Genomic DNA, 20,323 nt, shown 5'->3' with positions numbered 1-20,323 from the left:
GCCCGCGAAAGCGGTTTTTCAGTCACATCTATATTGGATGTACCGACGCCTTCGCGGGCAAGCCTCGCTCCTACAAATCACATCCGGAACACGCCGAAGCGGCTCGGTTCGATTGGCGCGTTCAGCGACGCGGACAAGGCCAGGGCCAGTACATCGCGGGTCTGCGCCGGGTCGATGACGCCGTCGTCCCACAGTCGTGCGCTGGAGTAGTAGGGGTGACCCTGCTCTTCGTACTGATCGAGAATCGGCTGCTTGATCTCGGCTTCCTGCTCGGTGCTGAAAGCCTGGCCACTGCGTTCGGCCTGCTCGCGCTTGACCTGCACCAGTACGCCGGCCGCCTGTTCGGCGCCCATCACGCCGATACGCGCATTCGGCCACATCCACAGGAAACGCGGATCGTAAGCCCGGCCGCACATGCCGTAGTTACCGGCGCCGAAGCTGCCGCCGATGATCACGGTGAATTTCGGCACCTTGGCGCACGCCACGGCGGTCACCAGTTTGGCGCCGTGCTTGGCGATGCCGCCGGCCTCGTATTTCTGGCCGACCATGAAACCGGTGATGTTCTGCAGGAACAGCAACGGAATGCCGCGCTGGCAGGCCAGTTCGATAAAGTGCGCGCCTTTCTGCGCGGCTTCGGCGAACAGGATGCCGTTGTTGGCAAGGATCGCGATTGGGTAACCGTGCAAGTGGGCAAAGCCGCACACCAGGGTGGTCCCGAACAGCGCTTTAAATTCGTCGAACACCGACCCGTCGACCAGCCGCGAGATCACTTCGCGCACATCGAACGGCTGCTTGGCGTCGGCCGAAACCACACCGTACAACTCGTCGCTGCTGTACAGCGGCGCAATCGGCGTGCGTTGTTGCAGTTCGCCGAGTTTGCGCCAATTTAGGTTGGCGACGCTGCGTCGGGCGAGGGCGAGGGCGTGTTCATCGCTCTCGGCGTAATGGTCGGCGACCCCGGAAATCTTGCAGTGCACATCGGCCCCGCCCAGATCCTCGGCGCTGACCACTTCACCGGTCGCGGCTTTCACCAGCGGCGGGCCGGCGAGGAAAATCGTCGCCTGGTTGCGCACCATGATCGCTTCGTCGGCCATCGCCGGCACATAAGCGCCGCCAGCGGTGCACGAGCCCATCACCACGGCAATCTGCGGAATGCCCATGGCACTCATGTTGGCCTGGTTGAAGAAGATCCGCCCGAAGTGCTCGCGGTCCGGAAACACTTCATCCTGACGCGGCAGGTTGGCGCCGCCGGAGTCCACCAGATAGATGCACGGCAAGCGGTTTTGTTGGGCGATGGTCTGGGCGCGCAGGTGTTTTTTCACGGTCAGCGGGTAGTACGAGCCACCTTTAACCGTAGCGTCGTTGGCGACGATCATGCACTCGACGCCTTCGACCCGGCCGATCCCGGCAATCACGCCGGCCGCCGGAACGTCTTCGCCATACACCGCGTAAGCCGCGAGTTGGCTGATTTCGAGGAACGGCGAGCCCGGATCGAGCAGGCGATTGATCCGCTCACGGGGCAACAGTTTGCCCCGCGATGTGTGGCGCTCTTGCGCCTTCGGGCCGCCACCTTGCTGCACTTGGGCAAGCAGGGTGTGCAGGGCGTCGACCTGTTCGAGCATCGCCGCGCTGTTGGCAGCGAACTCCGCCGAACGGGGGTTGAGCTGGGTATGCAGGATAGCCATGGACAGCTCCGTTTAGCGGGTTTCGTTGAACAGTTCGCGACCGATCAGCATGCGACGAATCTCACTGGTGCCGGCGCCGATTTCGTACAACTTGGCGTCCCGCAGTAGGCGTCCGGCCGGGAATTCATTGATGTAGCCGTTACCACCGAGAATCTGGATCGCGTCGAGGGCCATTTGCGTGGCGCGTTCGGCGCTGTAGAGGATCACGCCCGCCGCGTCCTTGCGCGTGGTTTCGCCGCGCTCGCAAGCCTGGGCCACCGCGTAGAGGTAGGCGCGGCTGGCGTTGAGTTGGGTGTACATGTCGGCGACTTTGCCCTGGATCAGCTGGAATTCGCCGATGCTCTGGCCGAATTGCTTGCGGTCGTGGATGTACGGAACGATCAGGTCCATGCACGACTGCATGATCCCGGTCGGGCCACCCGAGAGCACGACGCGCTCGTAGTCGAGGCCGCTCATCAGCACTTTCACGCCGCCATTGAGTACGCCGAGGATGTTTTCTTCCGGCACTTCGACGTCATCGAAGAACAGCTCACAGGTGTTGGAACCGCGCATGCCGAGCTTGTCGAATTTGTTGCTGCGGCTGAAGCCTTTGGAATCGCGCTCGACGATAAATGCGGTGATGCCATGCGGGCCTTTTTCCAGGTCGGTCTTGGCGTAGATCACGTAGGTGTTGGCGTCGGGGCCGTTGGTGATCCAGGTTTTGCTGCCGTTGAGCACGTACTTGTCGCCGCGTTTGTCGGCGCGCAATTTCATCGAAACCACGTCGGAGCCGGCGTTCGGCTCGCTCATCGCCAGGGCGCCGATGTGCTCGCCGCTGATCAGTTTGGGCAGGTATTTGGTTTTCTGTTCGTGATTAGCGTTGCGGTTGATCTGGTTCACGCACAGGTTGGAATGCGCGCCGTAGGACAACGCCACCGAGGCCGAGCCACGGCTGATTTCTTCCATGATCACCACGTGCGCCAGGTAACCCAGGCCAGCGCCGCCGTACTCTTCCGGCACGGTGACGCCGAGCAGGCCCATGTCACCGAATTTGCGCCACAGGTCGGCGGGGAACAGGTTGTCGATGTCGATCTGGGCCGCGCGCGGGGCGATCTCTTTGGCGACGAAGGACTGAACCTGATCGCGCAGCATGTCGATGGTTTCACCGAGGGCAAAGTTCAGGGATGGATAGCTCATGGGTCACCTTTTGGCTTTTTTGTAGGGTAGGGAGGGCCGTGATCGGGTTCTCACCTTTACGTTAACGTAAGCCTGTGACGAATGGCTGTCAATCACCCTTTACGTTAACGTCAACTTGAGCGAGAGTAGAGCCAGTTCAAGATAGAAAGCGGACCAACCCTGTGGGAGCGGGCTTGCTCGCGAAAGCGTCGGATCAGTCGACATCTCTGTTGAATGTACCGGCCTCTTCGCGAGCAGGCTCGCTCCCACAGGTGAACGTCAGCAGCCCATAAATAAAGACAATAGGGGTCGTCATGGATCAACCCAGTGCAAACCCGCAGCGCAGCTACACCCGCGGTTCCCAGGACAAAGCCTTGCTGGCGATGACCATCGGCGAGCAGTTCGATCACACGGTCGCGCTGTACCCGGACGGCGAAGCGCTGGTCGTGCGTCATCAACAGCTGCGCTACACCTGGCAGCAACTCGCCGACACCGTTGATCTGCACGCCCGGGCGCTGCTGGCGCTGGGTTTACAGACCGGCGATCGCCTCGGCATCTGGGCGCCGAACTGCGCGCAGTGGTGCATCAGCCAGTTCGCCAGCGCAAAAATCGGCGTGATCCTGGTCAACATCAACCCGGCTTACCGCAGCTCCGAACTCGAATACGTGTTGAAGCAATCCGGCTGCCAATGGCTGGTCTGCGCCGGGGCGTTCAAGACCTCCGACTATCACGCGATGTTGCAAGGCCTGGTACCGGAATTGGCCGAGCAATCCATCGGTCAATTGCACAGCGAACGCCTGCCGGATTTGCGCGGAGTGATCAGCCTCGACGCGCAGCCGCCCTCGGGTTTCCTGCCGTGGTCGCAACTGGCCGATCTCGCCGCCAGCGTCTCCGTCGAACAGTTGAATGAACGCCAGCAAAGCCTGCATTTCGACCAACCGGTAAATATCCAGTACACCTCCGGCACCACCGGTTTTCCGAAGGGCGCTACCCTCAGTCACTACAACATTCTCAACAACGGTTACATGGTCGGCGAAAGCCTGGGCCTGAGCGCCGATGATCGGCTGGTGATCCCGGTGCCGCTGTATCACTGCTTCGGCATGGTCATGGGCAACCTCGGCTGCATCACCCACGGCAGCACGATGATTTACCCCAACGATGCCTTCGATCCGTTGCTGACCCTGACCACCGTCGCCGAAGAAAAAGCCACGGCGCTCTACGGTGTACCGACCATGTTCATCGCCATGCTTGATCAACCGCAACGCGCGGACTTCGATCTGTCGAGCCTGCGCACCGGGATCATGGCCGGCGCGACGTGCCCGATTGAGGTGATGCGCCGGGTCATCAACGAAATGCACATGAACGAAGTGCAGATTGCCTACGGCATGACGGAAACAAGTCCGGTGTCTTTACAGACCGGTCCGTCAGACGAACTGGAATTGCGCGTCACCACCGTTGGCCGCACCCAGCCGCAACTGGAAAGCAAAATCATCGACGAGGCGGGCAACTTGGTGCCACGCGGCACGATTGGCGAGCTCTGCACCCGTGGTTACAGCGTGATGCTCGGCTACTGGAACAACCCGCAAGGCACCGCCGAAGCGATTGATCAGGCGGGATGGATGCACACCGGTGACCTGGCGAGCATGAACGACGAGGGTTACGTGTGCATCGCCGGACGGAACAAGGACATGATCATCCGTGGCGGTGAGAATGTTTACCCGCGAGAGCTGGAAGAGTTCTTTTTCACACACCCGGCGGTGGCGGATGTGCAAGTGATCGGCATTCCCTGCTCGCGCTACGGCGAAGAGATCGTCGCCTGGATCAAGTTTCACCCCGGTCATAGCGCAACCGAAGAAGAGCTGAAAACCTGGTGCAAGTCGCGCATCGCGCATTTCAAGACACCGCGTTACTTCAAGTTCGTGGAAGAGTTTCCGATGACCGTGACCGGCAAGATCCAGAAATTCCGCATGCGTGAAATCAGCATCGAGGAGCTCCGCGAAAACCAAAGCTAACCCCAATCCTCCCCTGTGGGAGCGGGCTTGCTCGCGAAAGCGGTGTGTCAGTCAAAGTAATATCAACTGACCCGACGCCTTCGCGAGCAAGCCCGCTCCCACAAAGGAATATGGGTGGAAATATCCTTGAATCCAATCAGAACGAATATCCGCGCATACCGCCATCCACGGTCACGATGGTCCCGGTGATGTAGTGCGCCAGCGGCGAGGCGAGGAAGGTCACTGCGTTGGCCACGTCAATCGGCTCACCGAAATCGCCGAGGGCGATATTGCGTTCGGCGAAGTCGCGTCGGGCGTCGCCGGGATAGAGGCGACGAATTTGCGCGGTGTCGATCAGGCCTGGCTGTACGCAATTGACGGTGACGCCGTACTGGCCCAATTGCTCGGAAAGCCCTTTGGACCACGCCACCAATCCGGCCTTGGCGACGATCGCGGCGTTCACCACTTCCGGTTCCAGGTTGCCGCTGATGTTGATGATCGTGCCGCTTTTGCGCTCGATGAACTGCGCGAGCAATTGCTGGGTCAGTTGCCGATGACGGTCGAAATTCAGGGTCATTCCCTCAATCCATTCACTTTCCGGCGCATCAATTGCCATCGGGCGACTGCCGCCGGCACAGTTGATCAGAATGTCGACATGTTGCAGGCGCTCCAGCGCAGCGGCGGCAATGCGCTGAGGCGCGTCCGGGGCGACGAAGTCCTGGATCAGCGTGAGTGGCACGAGATCGCCCGCTTCGCGGATTTCTTCGACCAGGCTTTGCAGCAAGTCAGCGCTGCGGGCCACGCCCATGACCTGGACGCCTTCAGCGGCGAGGGTTTTGCAGATGGCGCGACCCAGCCCCATGCTGGCGCCGGTGACCAGGGCGGTTTTGCCGTTGAGTTTCAGGTCCATGTTGCCTCCGTTCGAAAGGTAGTGGTGCAAAGTGCACCGGTGGAGCGAACGATAGGCGGCGGGATTGGAAAGAAAAATAGCGATCCCGGGTTTTCATTGTTATCAGAAAAATAACAATGCTTCAGGCCAGGCCCTTTTGCTGGAGCAGTTCACTCAGCCAATCGATGAATACCCGGACCTTGGGCGCCAGATAACGCTTGTTGGGGTACAGCACCGAAATCGGTTTCGGCAACGCCTGCAATTGCGGCAGCACCGCCACCAACTCGCCGCTGTCGAGAAACGGCTGCAACGACAACTGCAACCCGTGCAGCAGGCCCAGTCCCGCCAGTCCGCAGGCGAGAAAGGCTTCGGAATCGTTGACCTGAATCCCGCTTTTCAAACGGATGGGCACCGTTTCGCCGTCGATGAAAAACTGCCAGTCCATGATTTTTCGCGTGGGCCCGGAAAAGTAATTCACCGCCAGATGCCGGTTCAGGTCCGAAAGCCCGGTGGGTGTACCTTCGCGGGCCAGATAGGCCGGCGACGCGCAGGTCAGCATCGGCACGGCACCGATGCGCCGCGCAATGCTGCTGGAATCCGACAGCTCGCCCAGGCGCACCACGCAGTCAATGCCTTCGTTGATCATGTCCACAGCCTGATCACCGCAACCGATCACCAATTCGATGTCCGGGTAACGCGCACGAAAGTCCGGCAGCGCCGGGATGATCACTTCTTTGGCCAAGGTCACCGGCAAGTCCAGGCGCAGTTTGCCTTTCGGACTTTCGGCGTCATGGGAAAACGTGGCCAGGGTCGAGGCGACGTCGCCGAGGATTTTCGAGCACTGTTCATAGAAGCGCTCGCCTTCGGCGGTCATGCTGATTTTGCGCGTGGTGCGGTTGAGCAGGCGGACTTCGAGGGTCTTTTCGAGTTGCTGGATGGCTTTGGTAATGGCTGGGCGGTGCAGTTGCAAGGCGTCGGCGGCATTCTTGAAACTGCCGGTGTCGACCACCTGGGTGTAAATCTGCATGGCCTGGAACATGTCCATAAGCGTGGGGATTCCCGGTAAAAGCCCAGAGAATAACGGCAAACCGAGGGCAGCAGGAATGTAGGAGAGGGGTAAACGCCAGAAAGCACAAAGGGGAGCCGAAGCTCCCCTTTAATTTGTCGTTGCGCGTGCTCTTTTTTTATTATTGAGGGGCGGTCTGTTGTTGTTTTTGGCAACCGTGGCCCTTTACCGCTGTTTTTGTCGATCCCCATCCGGGATCAAGAGCAAACGTATTTTTTTGAGCGCTGATCTACTTTTTCGCCTAGCGATCCAACCAGTTCGGGAGCTACCTGAGGGTAGTTTTATTGTTCTCTGCCCGGTTGCGGGTTACTCCGAAAAGCACCCTGAAAAGCACACCTTCTCCAAAAAAATCTGTTAGCTGCGTCTCTGCCGTGTTGTTTTTGTTATGTCAGAGTCGTTACGTCTTATTTTTATTAGGTTTGCCGCTTTTTTTGTTCTTGTTATGCAATAGAGATAGCAGAAGCCGTGCCAAGTTTTAAAATCCCTTATAAATCAACGAGTTGATTTTTTGTAAGGTTTTTCGCTCAGGTAAAACCCGACAATTTGTTTCCGTGTTACTCGCTTGTCCCCCACGTTTCTTACGCAACGGTAACACCCGGACACATCCACGCCGTTACTGCGCGCTGCGAGCCTTGGCCACGCGCGAACCGGTTGGGCGACCCAGCACGCTGCAAATCTGTTGGCCCGCGAGAATCAAGGCGTCGAGGTCGATACCGGTCTCGATTCCGAGGCCGTTGAGCAGGTACACCACGTCTTCGGTGGCGACGTTACCGCTGGCGCCTTTGGCATACGGGCAACCGCCGAGGCCGGCGATAGAGCTGTCGAACACCGCGATGCCTTCGAGCAGGCTGGCGTAGATGTTGGCCATGGCCTGGCCGTAGGTGTCGTGGAAATGCCCGGCGAGTTTTTCGCGCGGCACGTCTGCCGAAACCACTTCGAACATTTTCCGGGTCGCGCCCGCAGTGCCGGTGCCGATGGTGTCACCCAGCGAGACTTCGTAGCAGCCCATGGCGTAGAGCTCGCGAGCGACCAGGGCGACTTGCTCCGGCGCGACGTGACCTTCGTAAGGGCAGCCCAGCACACACGACACGTAACCGCGCACGCTCACGCCGTGTTGTTTGGCCGCGTCCATGATCGGCACGAACCGCGCCAGGCTTTCGCTGATCGAGCAGTTGATGTTGCGCTGGGAGAACGCTTCGGACGCGGCGGCGAACACCGCGACTTCCTTGACCCCGGCCGCGATGGCGTCTTCAAACCCGCGCAGGTTGGGCGCCAGTGCACCGTAGGTTACGCCGGGCTTGCGCTGGATCTGCGCGAAGACCTCGGCGGAACCGGCCATTTGCGGCACCCACTTGGGCGAAACGAAACTGCCGACTTCTATATAGCCCAGGCCGGCGGCGCTCAAGGCATCGACCAGCCGCACCTTGTCCGCGACGCTGATGGGCTGGGCTTCGTTTTGCAGACCGTCGCGGGGGCCGACTTCGATCAGGCGTACGTGGGTGGGGAGGGACATGGTGATGGACCTTCTGAATGTTCCGAGAACCCTGTGGGAGCGGGCTTGCTCGCGAAGGCGGTCTATCAGCCAACATCAATGTTGAATGTGAAACCGCTTTCGCGAGCAAGCCCGCTCCCACAGAGGATCGTCGTGGGTTATTGAATGGCTTCCTGACTCTTGATCGTCTGCTCCAGCGCCTGGGTACAACGCTCCTGCGCCGTATCCAGTTCCAGCTTCATCTGTTCGATGTCGAGCATCTGTTGCTCAAGTTGCTCGCGACGCTCGGCGATCTTGGTCAGCATGGTTTGCAGTTGCTTCTGATTGCCGCCGGTGGGGTCGTAGAGTTCGATCAGCTCGCGGCACTCGGCCAGGGAAAAACCGATGCGCTTGCCGCGCAGGATCAGCTTCAGGCTGACCTTGTCGCGGGGCGAATAGATGCGTTCCTGACCACGGCGCTCGGGGCTGAGCAAGCCTTGCTCTTCATAAAAGCGAATGGCCCGGGTGGTGATGTCGAGCTCGCGGGCGAGGTCGGAGATGCTGTAGGTCTGGCTGCTCATGGGCGCGCTCGAAGAAGGTCATGGCGCTAAGCTAATGGCAGGTTGACGTTTACGTCAAGGGGTATGGGTTTGTGGTGTTGCGGCTGGCCTCTTCGCGAGCAAGCCCGCTCCCACAGGGTATCTCTGTAATCCACAAATATTGTGTTCACTGAAGATCTCATGTGGGAGCGGGCTTGCTCGCGAAGAACGATAACGCGGTCCAAAGCCCTACACCTTATCGAGCTTCTTCTCATGCGCCGTCACTTGCTGGCACAACTCGATCATCTGCTCGCGCATCCACCGGTTGGCCGGGTCCTGGTCGGTGCTTTCGTGCCAGTACAAGTGAGTCTCCACCGGCGGCACATCATTCACCGGCAGGTTAAACGCGTGCAGGTCATGCCGACGGGCAAAACGCTCCGGCACGGTCATGACCATGTCGGTCTGCTGCAACACTTGGGACGCCATCAAATAATGCTGGGAGCGCAGGGCGATCTTGCGCTGGATCCCCATTTTCCCCAGTGCCAGGTCAACATGCCCCAAACCACTGCGGCGGCTGGAAATGTGGATGTGGGTCAGTGACAGGTAATCATCGAGGGTGAATTTCTCTTTGCCCGCCAGCGGATGGCCCTTGCGCATGGCGCACACATAGCGGTCTTCCATCAACTTGACGTGCCGCACTTGCGGGTCGGTGTTGAGCGGCGCGTCCACCGCGAAGTCAAGGCGACCGGCCGCCAGTTCCTTGGTGGTCTCGCGGCGCTTGGACAGGAAGCTTTCGATGATCACGGTCGGTGCGAGCCGGCGCAGGCGCTGGAACAGCGGCGGCAGGATCACCGCTTCGGTGAGGTCGGTCATGCTGATGCGGTAGGTCTTGACCGCCTGCAACGGGTTGAAGATGCGGCTTTCCTGCACCGACACCCGCAACAGCGAGAGGGCGTTGCGCACCGGGCCGATGATGTTCTGGGCCATGGGCGTGGGCACCATGCCTTGGGCGGTGCGCACGAACAACGGGTCGTTGAAGGTCTCGCGCAGGCGGGCCAGGGCGTTCGAGACCGCAGGCTGGGTAATGCCGACAATCTGCCCGGCACGGGTCAGGTTGGCTTCGGTGTAGATCGCGTCGAAGACGATGAAAAGGTTGAGGTCGACCTTGCTCAGATTCATTGCGCGGCACTCTTATTGTTTGGGGCTTTTTGTTGTGGCCGGAGGCCTTTGCGATCACCCGATCATATATCGGTGATGAATGTTAATACACGCCGAGAATAGGCTAGGTAAATTTTCGTAGCTGTTCTAGCATCGATTGCATGACCTAAACAACCTCTGCCCAAGAAGGTAAATGCTCATGGATTTCGCTTATTCGCCCAAGGTTCAGGAACTGCGTGAGCGCGTGACCGCGTTCATGGACACCAACGTTTATCCCGCTGAAGCCGTGTTCGAGCGTCAGGTCGCCGAAGGCGATCGCTGGCAGCCGACGGCGATCATGGAAGAGCTCAAACTCAAGGCCAAGGCCGAAGGCCTGTGGAATTTGTTCCTGCCTGAGTCCGAGCTCGGCGCCGGCCTGACCAACCTCGAATACGCGCCGTTGGCGGAAATCATGGGCCGCTCGCTGCTCGGTCCGGAGCCGTTCAACTGCTCCGCGCCAGACACTGGCAACATGGAAGTGCTGGTGCGTTACGCCAACGAAGAACAGAAGCAGCGTTACCTCGAACCGCTGCTGCGCGGCGAGATTCGTTCGGCGTTCGCCATGACCGAGCCGGACGTAGCCTCGTCCGACGCCACCAACATGGCCGCCCGCGCTGTGCGTGACGGCAACGAGTGGGTGATCAACGGCAAGAAATGGTGGACCTCAGGCGCTTGCGATCCACGCTGCAAGATCCTGATCTTCATGGGCCTGAGCGACCCAGACGCGCCGCGCCACGCCCAGCATTCGATGATCCTGGTGCCGGTGGACACGCCGGGCGTGAAGATTGTGCGGCCGTTGCCGGTGTTCGGTTACGACGACGCACCCCACGGCCACGCCGAAGTGCTGTTCGAAAATGTCCGGGTGCCGTACGAAAACGTCCTGTTGGGCGAAGGACGCGGCTTCGAAATCGCCCAGGGTCGGCTTGGCCCTGGCCGGATTCACCACTGCATGCGTTCGATTGGCATGGCCGAGCGTGCGCTGGAACTGATGTGCAAACGCGCGGTGAGCCGTACTGCGTTCGGTAAGCCGTTGGCGCGACTGGGCGGCAACATCGACAAGATCGCCGACTCGCGGATGGAAATCGACATGGCGCGGCTGCTGACGTTGAAAGCCGCCTACATGATGGACACCGTGGGCAACAAGATCGCCAAGAGCGAAATCGCGCAGATCAAGGTTGTCGCGCCGAACGTCGCCTTGCGGGTGATTGATCGTGCGATCCAGATTCATGGCGGGGCAGGGGTGTCCAACGATTTCCCGCTGGCCTACATGTACGCCATGCAACGCACCCTGCGCCTGGCCGACGGCCCGGACGAAGTGCACCGCGCGGCGATCGGCAAATTCGAGATCGGCAAATATGTGCCGAAAGAGCTGATGCGTAGCGGGCACTAATCAATACCGCGTTATCGTTCTTCGCGGGCAAGCCTCGCTCCTACAGGATTATGCTGAACGTGTAGGAGCGAGGCTTGCCCGCGAAGGCGTCCGCCCATTCAACACATCAACATCAGATTCAATAAACCCAAACCTCAACCCGCCGATTCTTGATCCGCCCCTCATCCGCGCTGTTCGCCGCCACCGGCATCTCGGCGCCAAAGCCGCGAATCTCGCGAAATACCACGCCGCTTTTCACCAGTTCCCGCCGCACCGCCATCGCCCGCAGTTTCGACAGCAAATCGGCCCGCGCAGGATCGCTCTTGGCATCGCCAAATCCCACCAGCGTCACCTCACGGTTGGTTTTGTCGTGCTGCTTTATATAGTCGAGCACCCGGGACAGGTCCTGCCGAGCCTTGTTGTCCAGGCTCGCGCTGCCTTCTTCGAAGCGAAAATTCACCGTCAAGCGCTGGGCGTGCCGGCTCAGGGCCTGATAACCCTCGGGCATCAGCGCATTCGGTGTGACCGCCATGGCCTGCACCGTTTGGGCGATAAAGCCATTCGCCGCGACAATCGCCTGGCCTTTGCTGCTTTGCGCGAACGCCACCAATGCCTCGGCCCAGGGATTTTTCCCACTGGGTGGCAGGTAAAAGAACAGCCGCCGGGACAATGGATAGTCTTCGGTGGCAATCAAACTGTTGAGCGGCAACATCGCCTGGGACTGCCCGTCGACAATCGCCACGGCTTTGGCCTGACGCACATAGGGCAGGCCGATAAAACCGATGCCCTGCGGATCGAGGCTGACCGCGTCGGATAATTGCTCGCTGGACTCGAAACGTTTCGCCGCGCTGCTCAGAGACTTCCCACGCCGACTGAGGACCAATTCCTTGAAGGTGTCGTAGGTTCCCGACTGGTCATCCCGCGCATACAGATGAATCGTCCCACCGATACCGCCGAGTTCTTCCCACGTGCTGACCTCGCCACTGAAGATCCGCGCCAATTGTTCGGTGTTGAGCTGATTCAGCGGATTTTGCGGGTGCAGGATGATTGCCAGGCCATCGATGGCGATGACTTGTTCGGCATTCGGGCTTTTCAGATCGCCGAGGGATTTGAGATCCGCCAGTTCGCTGTCCTTGATCGGGCGCGACGAGGCGGCAAGGTCAGCGGTGGCATTTTTCAGGGCAGTGAAACCGGTGCTGGAACCGTGGGCCGCGACTTCGACCACGACCCGCCGACCTTGGGCGGTCTGCCCGACGATGCGTTGTTCATTGGCCTTGTCCGGGGTTTCGCTGTGCACCTTGAGCAGGCCTTGCTCCTGCATCAAGCCGATGACCAGCGCCGGCCCCAGGTCCGCACCGATGGTGTTGGAGCCCTGAATACGCAGCGCCGGGCCGTGTTCGGGAGTTGGCAGGTCACTGGCGGTGGCCGTTAACGGCAGATTGAGACACACCATTAACAGGAACAATACGCGCAGCGTCATGCCGGCACCTTAATAAGCCAAAGGAAGTGCCGGGAGAATAAGTCAGTAAGGTTTCCGAAAGATGACAGCTAGTCATTGTGGGAGCAAGGTTGCTCCACATCCCTGTAGGAGCAAAGCTTGCTCGCGATGGCGTCGGGCCTGACACACCGCGTTATCGTTCTTCGCGGGCAAGCCTCGCTCCTACAGGAACCGGTGAATATCAGCTCAATTCAAGCCAGATCGGCGCATGGTCCGACGGTTTTTCCATCGCGCGCAAATCGTAATCCACCCCTGCATCCTTCACCCGTGGCAACAAGCCATGGGACGCCATGATCACGTCGATCCGCAGCCCGCGTTTAGGCTCGTCTTCAAACCCGCGACTGCGGTAGTCGAACCAGCTGAAGCGGTCGGCCACGTCCGGGTTGAGGTGACGGAAACTGTCCACCAGGCCCCAGTTCTTCAGGCGCGCCATCCACTCGCGTTCTTCCGGCAGGAAGCTGCACTTGCCGGTTTTCAGCCAGCGCTTCATGTTGTCCGGGCCGATGCCGATGTCGCAGTCTTCCGGGGAAATGTTCACGTCGCCCATCACCACCACCGGTTGTTCATTGCTGAACTGGCTTTCCAGCAGGTGCTGCAAGTCGTTGTAGAAACGTTGCTTGGCCGGGAACTTGGTCGGGTGGTCGCGGCTTTCGCCCTGTGGGAAATAGCCGTTCATGATCGTCACCGGCACGCCATTGGCGTCGGCGAAGGTGCCCCAGATGAAACGACGCTGGGCGTCTTCTTCATCGGTGGCGAAGCCTTTGTGCAGGGCCAGCGGTTCCTGGCGCGACAGAATGGCCACGCCGTAATGGCCTTTCTGGCCATGGAAATACACGTGATAACCCAGGGCTTGAACCTCGGCCAGCGGGAACTGGTCGTCGTGGACCTTGGTTTCCTGCAGGCCGATGACGTCCGGTTGATGCTTTTCAATCAGCGCCGCCAGCTGATGCGGGCGAGCGCGCAGCCCGTTGATGTTGAAGGAGACGATCTTCATGGTCGGCAGTCCTGGCAAAAGGGCGATGCTAGCTGACATGTAGGAATGGGGCCAGTGTTGGGGTGAGGGGATTCGTGTTTGGTCGTAGGTCTTTTGTCGCCCGGACCGGCCCCTTCGCGAGCAGGCTCGCTGCCACAGGGTTATGGTCTATACCTGTGTGGGAGCGAGCCTGCTCGCGAAGACGGCCTGAGCTGCAACACTGATTCGGATCAGAACGGAACTGTGCCAGCGCTATAGGCTCGTAACCAGAAGAGCGCCGTCATTTGAACGGTGCCCCGGGGAGATCTACCGTTATGCCTGAAACCTCGACCGCCATTGCCGATATCCACATGCTCGACAGCGGCTACTCCCGCGAAGCCCGCTCCTTGCTGTACCAGGCTTATCGCCACGAGCCGACTTTCGGCTACCTGTTCGAAGCCGAACGCCCCGGTTATGAACAGCGGGTGCGAGCCACAGTGCGCGAATTGGTTAAACAACACTTTCTCCAGGATTTGCCGGCCATCGGCCTGCTGGTCAACGACCGCTTGATCGGCATCGCCCTGATCGCACCGCCGCAACGTCGCCTGGGCATCACCGAAAGTTGGGCCTGGCGCCTGCGCATGGTGCTCAGCACCGGATTCCGCTGCACCCGTCGCTACCTCGAATACCACGATGCAGTCGCTGCCTGCGTGCCGTCCGACGCCGTGCACGTGCTGCCATTGCTGGGGATTCACCCGCAATTCCAGGGCAAACACTTCGGCGAACAGCTGCTGCAAGCCGTTCATAACTGGTGCGCAGTGGATGAACACTCGGAAGGCGTGATCCTCGACACCGGGAATCCTCGCTATTTGGAGTTCTATAAGCGTCAGGGCTACGAGGAAATTGGCGAAGTGGCAGTAGGACCGATCCGCGAGCACGTGTTTTTCCACGCCAATCCCCAGGTGTTACAAACAGCAACGGCATAAAGGTAGAACTTTCACGGCACCCCAGGCTCTATCACGCTCTCAAGCTCGTGATAGCATCCGCGCCTATGAAGTTTCCAGGAAGATTTACCAGTGGCGTGCTCATGCTGTTATCCAGCTGCGCGGCGCTGGCGCAAAGTGAATTGGATGTGCGGATCAAACCGTCCAACGATGAACTGAAAGCCAATATAGAGGGCTATATCGGCAGCCTCGGCGATCGTGACGAGGAGGCTTTGCTGCGCTTCAGTCGCGGCGCCGAAGAACAGGCGCGCAAGGCCGCCCAGGCCTTGGGGTATTACCAGCCGCAGATCGACAGCGAAGTGAAGGGTGGCGAGAAGCCGCGCCTGACGCTGAAGATCGACCCCGGCGAACCGATCCATTTGCGCAACGTCACCGTGCGCATCGACGGGCCTGCCGCCTCCCTCAAATCTTTTCGCAAACCGCCGCCGGAGCTGCTCAAGCCTGGCGCGGTGCTCAATCATGGACATTACGAAGACGCCAAGCGCCTGATCCAGAACCAGGCCTCGCGCTTTGGTTTTTTCAGCGGCTACTTCGCCAGCCAGAAACTCTTGGTGGACCCCCGCGCCGGTGTGGCTGACGTTGAATTGATCTACAACAGCGGCCCGCGCTACGCCTTGGGCAAGGTCACGTTCGAAGGCGACACGCCGTTTGATGAAGACCTGCTGCAACGCATGGTGCCGTTCAAGGCCGGCGCGCCGTATGACTCCGAGTTGATCGCCGAACTCAATCAGGCCCTGCAATCCAGCGGCTATTTCGAAGGCGTGCGCGTAGACGCGGCGCCGACCGCGTCCAAGGACGATGTGATCCCGGTGGCGGTCAAACTCGACACCCGCAAGCCGCGCACCATGGGCCTCGGTTTGGGTTACTCCACCGACGTCGGCCCACGGGTCAAGGCCAACTGGACCCGGCACTGGGTCAACCCCCAGGGCGACAGCTATGGATGGGAAGCCGAGGTATCGGCGCCACGGCAGAACGTCGGGGTGTTCTACGACATTCCCCTCGACCCGCCGCTCACCGACAAGCTGCGCTGGGCCGCCGGTTATCAATATGAAGAAATCGCCGACACCGATTCCCTGAGCAAACTGCTGACCCTCGGCCCGGAATGGCACAGCAAGTTGCCGAGCGGCTGGCAGCGGGTGGTGTCACTTAAATGGCAGCGCGAAGAATACACCCTCGGCGATGACTCGGGCTTGAGCACCTTGCTGATGCCCGGCGTCAGCTATTCGTACCTGAAAAGCGATAACCGCATCGATCCGCACAACGGCTATCGCCTGACCTTCGAAACCAAAGTGGCCAAGGAAGGGCTCGGTTCGGACACCAACCTGCTATACGGCACCGCGCTGGTCAAAGGCCTGACCACAGTGTTCGATAAACACCGTTTCCTCGGTCGGGTGCAGGTCGGCGGCAGCGCCACCAACGGTTACAAATCCGTGCCGCCGTCCTTGCGTTTCTTTGCCGGTGGCGATCAGAGCGTGCGCGGTTACGACTATCAGAGCCTGTCCCCGGAAAACTCCGACGGCGACCGCATCGGTGGCCGCTACATGATTGCCGGCAGCGTCGAGTATCAGTACTCCATCGCTGAGAAATGGCGGGTCGCGACCTTCATCGACCAGGGCAACTCCTTCAATACACTCGAACTGCCGAACCTCAAGACCGGTGTCGGTATCGGCGTGCGCTGGGTGTCGCCGGTGGGGCCGATCCGCCTCGACCTTGCCCACGCGATGGACGACGACGGCGGCATTCGACTGCACTTTTCCATGGGGCCTGAGCTGTGAAGCGTGGTTTGAAAATTTCACTGGCGGCGCTTCTGGCGCTGCTGATGTTGATCGTCCTGGCCGTGGCCACGGTACTCGGCACGGCGACCGGCAGCCGTTGGGCGCTCGGGTTTGTACCGGGTCTGAGCGTGGATAATTTCCAGGGCCGTTTGGGCGGGCAGTGGAGCGCCGATCATCTGTTGTGGCAGCAGGACAGCAGCCGGGTTGAGCTGGACAAGGTGATTTTCGCCTGGTCGCCGCTGTGCCTGACGCGCATGACCCTGTGCATCGATCAACTTCAGGCCGACCAGGTTAGCTTGCAATTCCCTCCGGGCACCGAAGAAGCAAGCAGCGGCCCGATCACGCTTCCGGACTTGAAGTTGCCGCTGGCGATTGAGCTGGGCGACGTCAAGGTCGGCAGCTTGTTGTTCAATGGCAGCGAAGAACTCAAGGGCCTGCAACTGGCGGCGCACTGGACCGCGAAAGGTTTGCAGATTGATTCGGTGCAATTGCAGCGCGACGACCTGAGCCTGAATCTTTCGGGCCTGCTGCAACCCGGCGGCAACTGGCCGTTGACTGCCGAAGGCAAGCTGACCCTGTCGACGCCCGCGCCTTGGACCCTGGCCCTGAAGGTTGACGGCGACCTGCTGAAAACCCTGAACCTGAAAGCCGACAGCAGTGGCTACCTTAACGGTCAACTGACCGGCGAACTGCAACCACTGGTGGAAAACCTGCCAGCCAAGGTGCGAATCACCGCCGACGGCTTCAAGCCCGCTGCGGATCTGCCGGACACTCTGCAACTCAATCAACTGGAACTCACCGGCGACGGCGACCTGAAGAACGGTTACCAACTGCTCGGCAAAGCCACGCTGCCCGCCGAAAAAGGCCCGGTCGCGTTGTTGCTGCAAGGCAAGGTCGACGCCAAGGGCGCGCAGATCGCCGGCCTCGACCTGACGGCCAACGACAAGCAAAGCCTGAAACTCACCGGCAACCTCGACTGGAGCAAAGGCCTTAGCGCCCAGGCGAAGATCAACTGGCTGGACTTCCCTTGGCATCGCCTCTATCCATTGATCGACGAGCCGCAGGTCGCGTTGCGCAGTTTCAACGGTGAGATTTCCTACACCGACGGCAAATACCTCGGCAACTTCAAAGCCGCGCTGGATGGCCCGGCCGGGGCGTTCAGCCTGAGCAGCCCGTTCGCTGGCGACCTGACGAAAATCTACCTGCAACAATTCCAACTCGAAGCCGGGCAGGGCAAGGCCGAAGGCCACCTGAACCTGCAATTTGCCGATGGCATCGCTTGGGACACCGCGCTGGACCTGTCGGCGATCAACCCGGCGTACTGGATGGCGGAACTGCCGGGCACCTTGGCCGGACCGTTGCGCAGCAAAGGCGAGATGAAGAACGAGAAGCTCAGCCTGAGCGCCGACCTCGATTTGAAAGGCAAGCTGCGCGGCCAACCGGCGGTGATCCAGGCCAAGGCCGATGGCGCCGGGGAGCAATGGAACCTTAATGCGTTGCAGATTCGTCTCGGCGATAACAGCATCAACGGCAAGGGCAGCCTGCAACAGAAACTTGCCGGGCAGATCGATATCAAGCTGCCGCGCCTGGCCCAGCTCTGGCCGCAACTGCGCGGTCAGCTCAACGGCCGGATCGATGTCGCCGGCACGCTCAAGGCGCCTCAAGGCAAGCTCGGGCTGCAAGGCTCGCAACTGGCCTTCGAAGACAATCGCCTGCAAAGCCTGAACCTCGATGCGACGCTCGACAGTGCGCAACGGGCCAAGATCGACCTCAAGGGCAGCGGCATTCAGGCCGGTGACACTTCGCTGGGGACGCTGACCGCCAGCGGCCAAGGCGATATCAAGAACCAGAAACTCAGCCTCGACCTGCAAGGCCCACAGCTGAAACTCGCTCTCGGCCTCGACGGCGCACTGGATAAAGGCAACTGGCGCGGCCGCCTGGCCAGCGGCGATATCCAGGCTGGCGGCCAGGACTGGAAGCTGCAAGGCCCGGCCAAGCTTGAACGGCTGGCGGACGGCAAAATCAATTTCGGTGCGCATTGCTGGATGTCCGGCCAGGCCAGTTTGTGCGGTGAAGACCAGCGCCTGATGCCGGAACCGAAGCTGCGTTATCACCTCAAGCAATTCCCGATCGACAGCCTCGCCCAGTGGTTGCCGAAGGATTTCGCCTGGAAGGGCAAGCTCAACGCCGATCTGCAACTGGACTTGCCGGCCAGTGGCCCGAACGGTCAGGTCAGCATTGATGCCAGCGGCGGCACCTTGCGCATGAAAGAGAAGGATCAGTGGCTGGACTTCCCGTACCAGACCCTGAAACTCACCAGCAAACTCACACCCAAGCGCATCGACACCGACCTCAACTTCGTCGGCGGAAAGCTCGGCGAGCTGATGGTGCAGGCGCAGATCAACCCGCTGGCGAAGAACAAACCGCTGACCGGCTCGTTCCGTCTCAACGGTCTGGACCTGTCAGTGGCGCGGCCGTTTGTGCCGATGGTCGAGAAACTCAATGGTCGCCTGAATGGCAGCGGCACGCTGTCCGGCGGGTTGCTGGCGCCGCTGGTCAACGGCAACCTGGTGCTCAGCGATGGCGAAGTGTCCGGAGCTGAATTGCCGATGGAGCTGCAAGCCCTGCAGCTGCAAGCGGTGATCGCCGGTGAAACCGTGCAACTGAACGGCGGTTGGAAAAGCGGAAAGAACGGGCAGGGCAGTCTGAACGGCAACATCGCGTGGGGTCAGGCGCTGGTGGTGGATCTGGCGCTCAAAGGCACGCAATTGCCGGTCACCGTCGAGCCCTACGCCAAGCTCGAAGTGGCGCCTGACCTGAAAATCTCGATGAAGGGTGATGAACTGGCCATCGCCGGCAAAGTGCTGGTGCCCAAGGGCGAGATCACCGTGCGCGAGTTGCCGCCATCGACGGTCAAGGTCTCCGATGACACGATCATCGTCGGCGCGCAAACCGAAGCGGGCAAACCGCCGATTGCCATGAAAATGGACATCGATGTGGTGGTCGGCGACGACAAACTGAGCTTCGCCGGCTTTGGCCTGACCGCGAACCTGCAAGGTCATGTGCACATCGGCGACAACATGGACACCCGTGGCGAACTCTGGCTCAACGACGGTCGCTACCGCGCCTACGGCCAACGCCTGACGGTGCGACGGGCGCGCCTGCTGTTTGCCGGGCCGCTCGATCAGCCGTATCTGGACATCGAAGCGATTCGCCAGACCGACGACATCATCGCCGGCATCCGCTTGAGCGGCAGCGCCGAGCAGCCGACCACGCAGATCTTCTCCGAACCGGCGATGAGCCAGGAGCAGGCGTTGTCGTATCTGGTACTCGGGCGTCCGCTGAGCACCAGCGGAGAAGACAACAACATGCTCGCCCAGGCCGCGCTCGGGTTGGGCTTGATGGGCAGTTCCGGGGTAACCAGCGGTTTGGCCAAAGACCTGGGGATTCAAGATTTCCAGCTCGACACCCAAGGCAGCGGTGACGCGACCAGCGTGGTGGCCAGTGGCAACATCTCCGAGAAACTCAGTTTGCGTTATGGCGTTGGCGTGTTTGAGCCGGCGAGCACCATCGCGTTGCGCTACAAGCTGAGCAAAAAGGTTTACGTGGAAGTGGCCAGCGGCGTGGCCAGTTCGCTGGACATCTTCTACAAGCGGGATTTCTAAACTCCCGGCGCCTTCCAGAAAGACCCAGTCGCGCATTTCGTGATCAAGCCGCCCCCACATTGCTGGG

14 protein-coding genes are annotated in these 20,323 nt (G+C 60.4%); 5 read left to right on the top strand and 9 right to left on the bottom strand.

Annotation, left to right across the window (positions count from 1 at the left end; all coding sequences use genetic code 11):
* Positions 1–77 precede the first annotated feature (77 nt).
* Together LOY68_RS20900 and LOY68_RS20895 are read right to left on the bottom strand one after the other, a co-directional pair.
* A complete protein-coding gene (locus tag LOY68_RS20900) occupies positions 78–1,685 on the bottom strand; it encodes a carboxyl transferase domain-containing protein (protein WP_265039524.1) in 1,608 nt (535 codons plus the stop codon).
* Between the two features lie 12 nt (positions 1,686–1,697).
* Entirely contained in the window at positions 1,698–2,861 is a 1,164-nt protein-coding gene (locus LOY68_RS20895; protein WP_265039523.1) for an isovaleryl-CoA dehydrogenase, read from the bottom strand.
* A gap of 293 nt (positions 2,862–3,154) precedes the next feature.
* Here LOY68_RS20895 and LOY68_RS20890 point away from each other — a divergent pair, with 293 nt between their 5' ends.
* Positions 3,155–4,852 (top strand): AMP-binding protein, encoded by a 1,698-nt coding sequence (locus LOY68_RS20890; RefSeq protein ID WP_265039522.1) that lies wholly within the window; start codon positions 3,155–3,157, stop codon positions 4,850–4,852.
* 136 nt (positions 4,853–4,988) lie between these two features.
* On the opposite strand, the gene LOY68_RS20885 is transcribed toward LOY68_RS20890, so the two are convergent.
* The 5 genes from LOY68_RS20885 to LOY68_RS20865 form a co-directional block, all read right to left on the bottom strand.
* A complete protein-coding gene (locus tag LOY68_RS20885; protein ID WP_265039520.1) occupies positions 4,989–5,741 on the bottom strand; it encodes an SDR family NAD(P)-dependent oxidoreductase in 753 nt (250 codons plus the stop codon).
* Between the two features lie 121 nt (positions 5,742–5,862).
* On the bottom strand, positions 5,863–6,765 hold the full coding sequence (locus LOY68_RS20880) for a LysR family transcriptional regulator (protein WP_265039518.1): 903 nt from the start codon (positions 6,763–6,765) through the stop codon (positions 5,863–5,865).
* A 634-nt stretch (positions 6,766–7,399) separates the two neighbouring features.
* Positions 7,400–8,299 (bottom strand): hydroxymethylglutaryl-CoA lyase, encoded by a 900-nt coding sequence (locus tag LOY68_RS20875; RefSeq protein ID WP_163913718.1) that lies wholly within the window; start codon positions 8,297–8,299, stop codon positions 7,400–7,402.
* Between the two features lie 137 nt (positions 8,300–8,436).
* Complete coding sequence (locus LOY68_RS20870; protein ID WP_054053745.1) at positions 8,437–8,838, bottom strand: MerR family transcriptional regulator; 402 nt, start codon at positions 8,836–8,838, stop codon at positions 8,437–8,439.
* 207 nt (positions 8,839–9,045) lie between these two features.
* The gene (locus tag LOY68_RS20865) at positions 9,046–9,975 is read right to left on the bottom strand and encodes a LysR family transcriptional regulator (RefSeq protein ID WP_163913720.1); all 930 of its coding nucleotides are present in this window, start codon (positions 9,973–9,975) and stop codon (positions 9,046–9,048) included.
* 178 nt (positions 9,976–10,153) lie between these two features.
* Between LOY68_RS20865 and LOY68_RS20860 the strand changes: the two genes are divergently transcribed.
* A complete protein-coding gene (locus LOY68_RS20860; RefSeq protein ID WP_265039515.1) occupies positions 10,154–11,383 on the top strand; it encodes an acyl-CoA dehydrogenase in 1,230 nt (409 codons plus the stop codon).
* Between the two features lie 118 nt (positions 11,384–11,501).
* On the opposite strand, the gene LOY68_RS20855 is transcribed toward LOY68_RS20860, so the two are convergent.
* Entirely contained in the window at positions 11,502–12,842 is a 1,341-nt protein-coding gene (locus LOY68_RS20855) for a phosphate ABC transporter substrate-binding/OmpA family protein (protein WP_265039513.1), read from the bottom strand.
* Between the two features lie 199 nt (positions 12,843–13,041).
* On the bottom strand, positions 13,042–13,854 hold the full coding sequence (gene xthA / locus LOY68_RS20850) for an exodeoxyribonuclease III (RefSeq protein WP_054614103.1): 813 nt from the start codon (positions 13,852–13,854) through the stop codon (positions 13,042–13,044).
* Positions 13,855–14,147: 293 nt separating this feature from the next.
* Here xthA and LOY68_RS20845 point away from each other — a divergent pair, with 293 nt between their 5' ends.
* The 3 genes from LOY68_RS20845 (at position 14,148) to LOY68_RS20835 (ending at position 20,256) form a co-directional block, all read left to right on the top strand.
* The gene (locus tag LOY68_RS20845; RefSeq protein ID WP_054053735.1) at positions 14,148–14,798 is read left to right on the top strand and encodes a GNAT family N-acetyltransferase; all 651 of its coding nucleotides are present in this window, start codon (positions 14,148–14,150) and stop codon (positions 14,796–14,798) included.
* 65 nt (positions 14,799–14,863) lie between these two features.
* Positions 14,864–16,591, top strand: a complete 1,728-nt coding sequence (locus LOY68_RS20840; protein WP_163913727.1) for an autotransporter assembly complex protein TamA — start codon at positions 14,864–14,866, stop codon at positions 16,589–16,591.
* Entirely contained in the window at positions 16,588–20,256 is a 3,669-nt protein-coding gene (locus LOY68_RS20835) for a translocation/assembly module TamB domain-containing protein (RefSeq protein WP_265039510.1), read from the top strand. The genes LOY68_RS20840 and LOY68_RS20835 overlap by 4 nt, the downstream gene beginning before the upstream one ends.
* The last annotated feature ends 67 nt before the right edge of the window (positions 20,257–20,323 follow it).

This window comes from Pseudomonas sp. B21-053 (genome assembly GCF_026016365.1).
Taxonomy (GTDB): Bacteria; Pseudomonadota; Gammaproteobacteria; order Pseudomonadales; family Pseudomonadaceae; genus Aquipseudomonas; species Aquipseudomonas nunensis.
The sequence above is the reverse complement of the archived record's forward strand: the minus strand, read 5'-3'. Positions and strand labels throughout refer to the sequence as shown.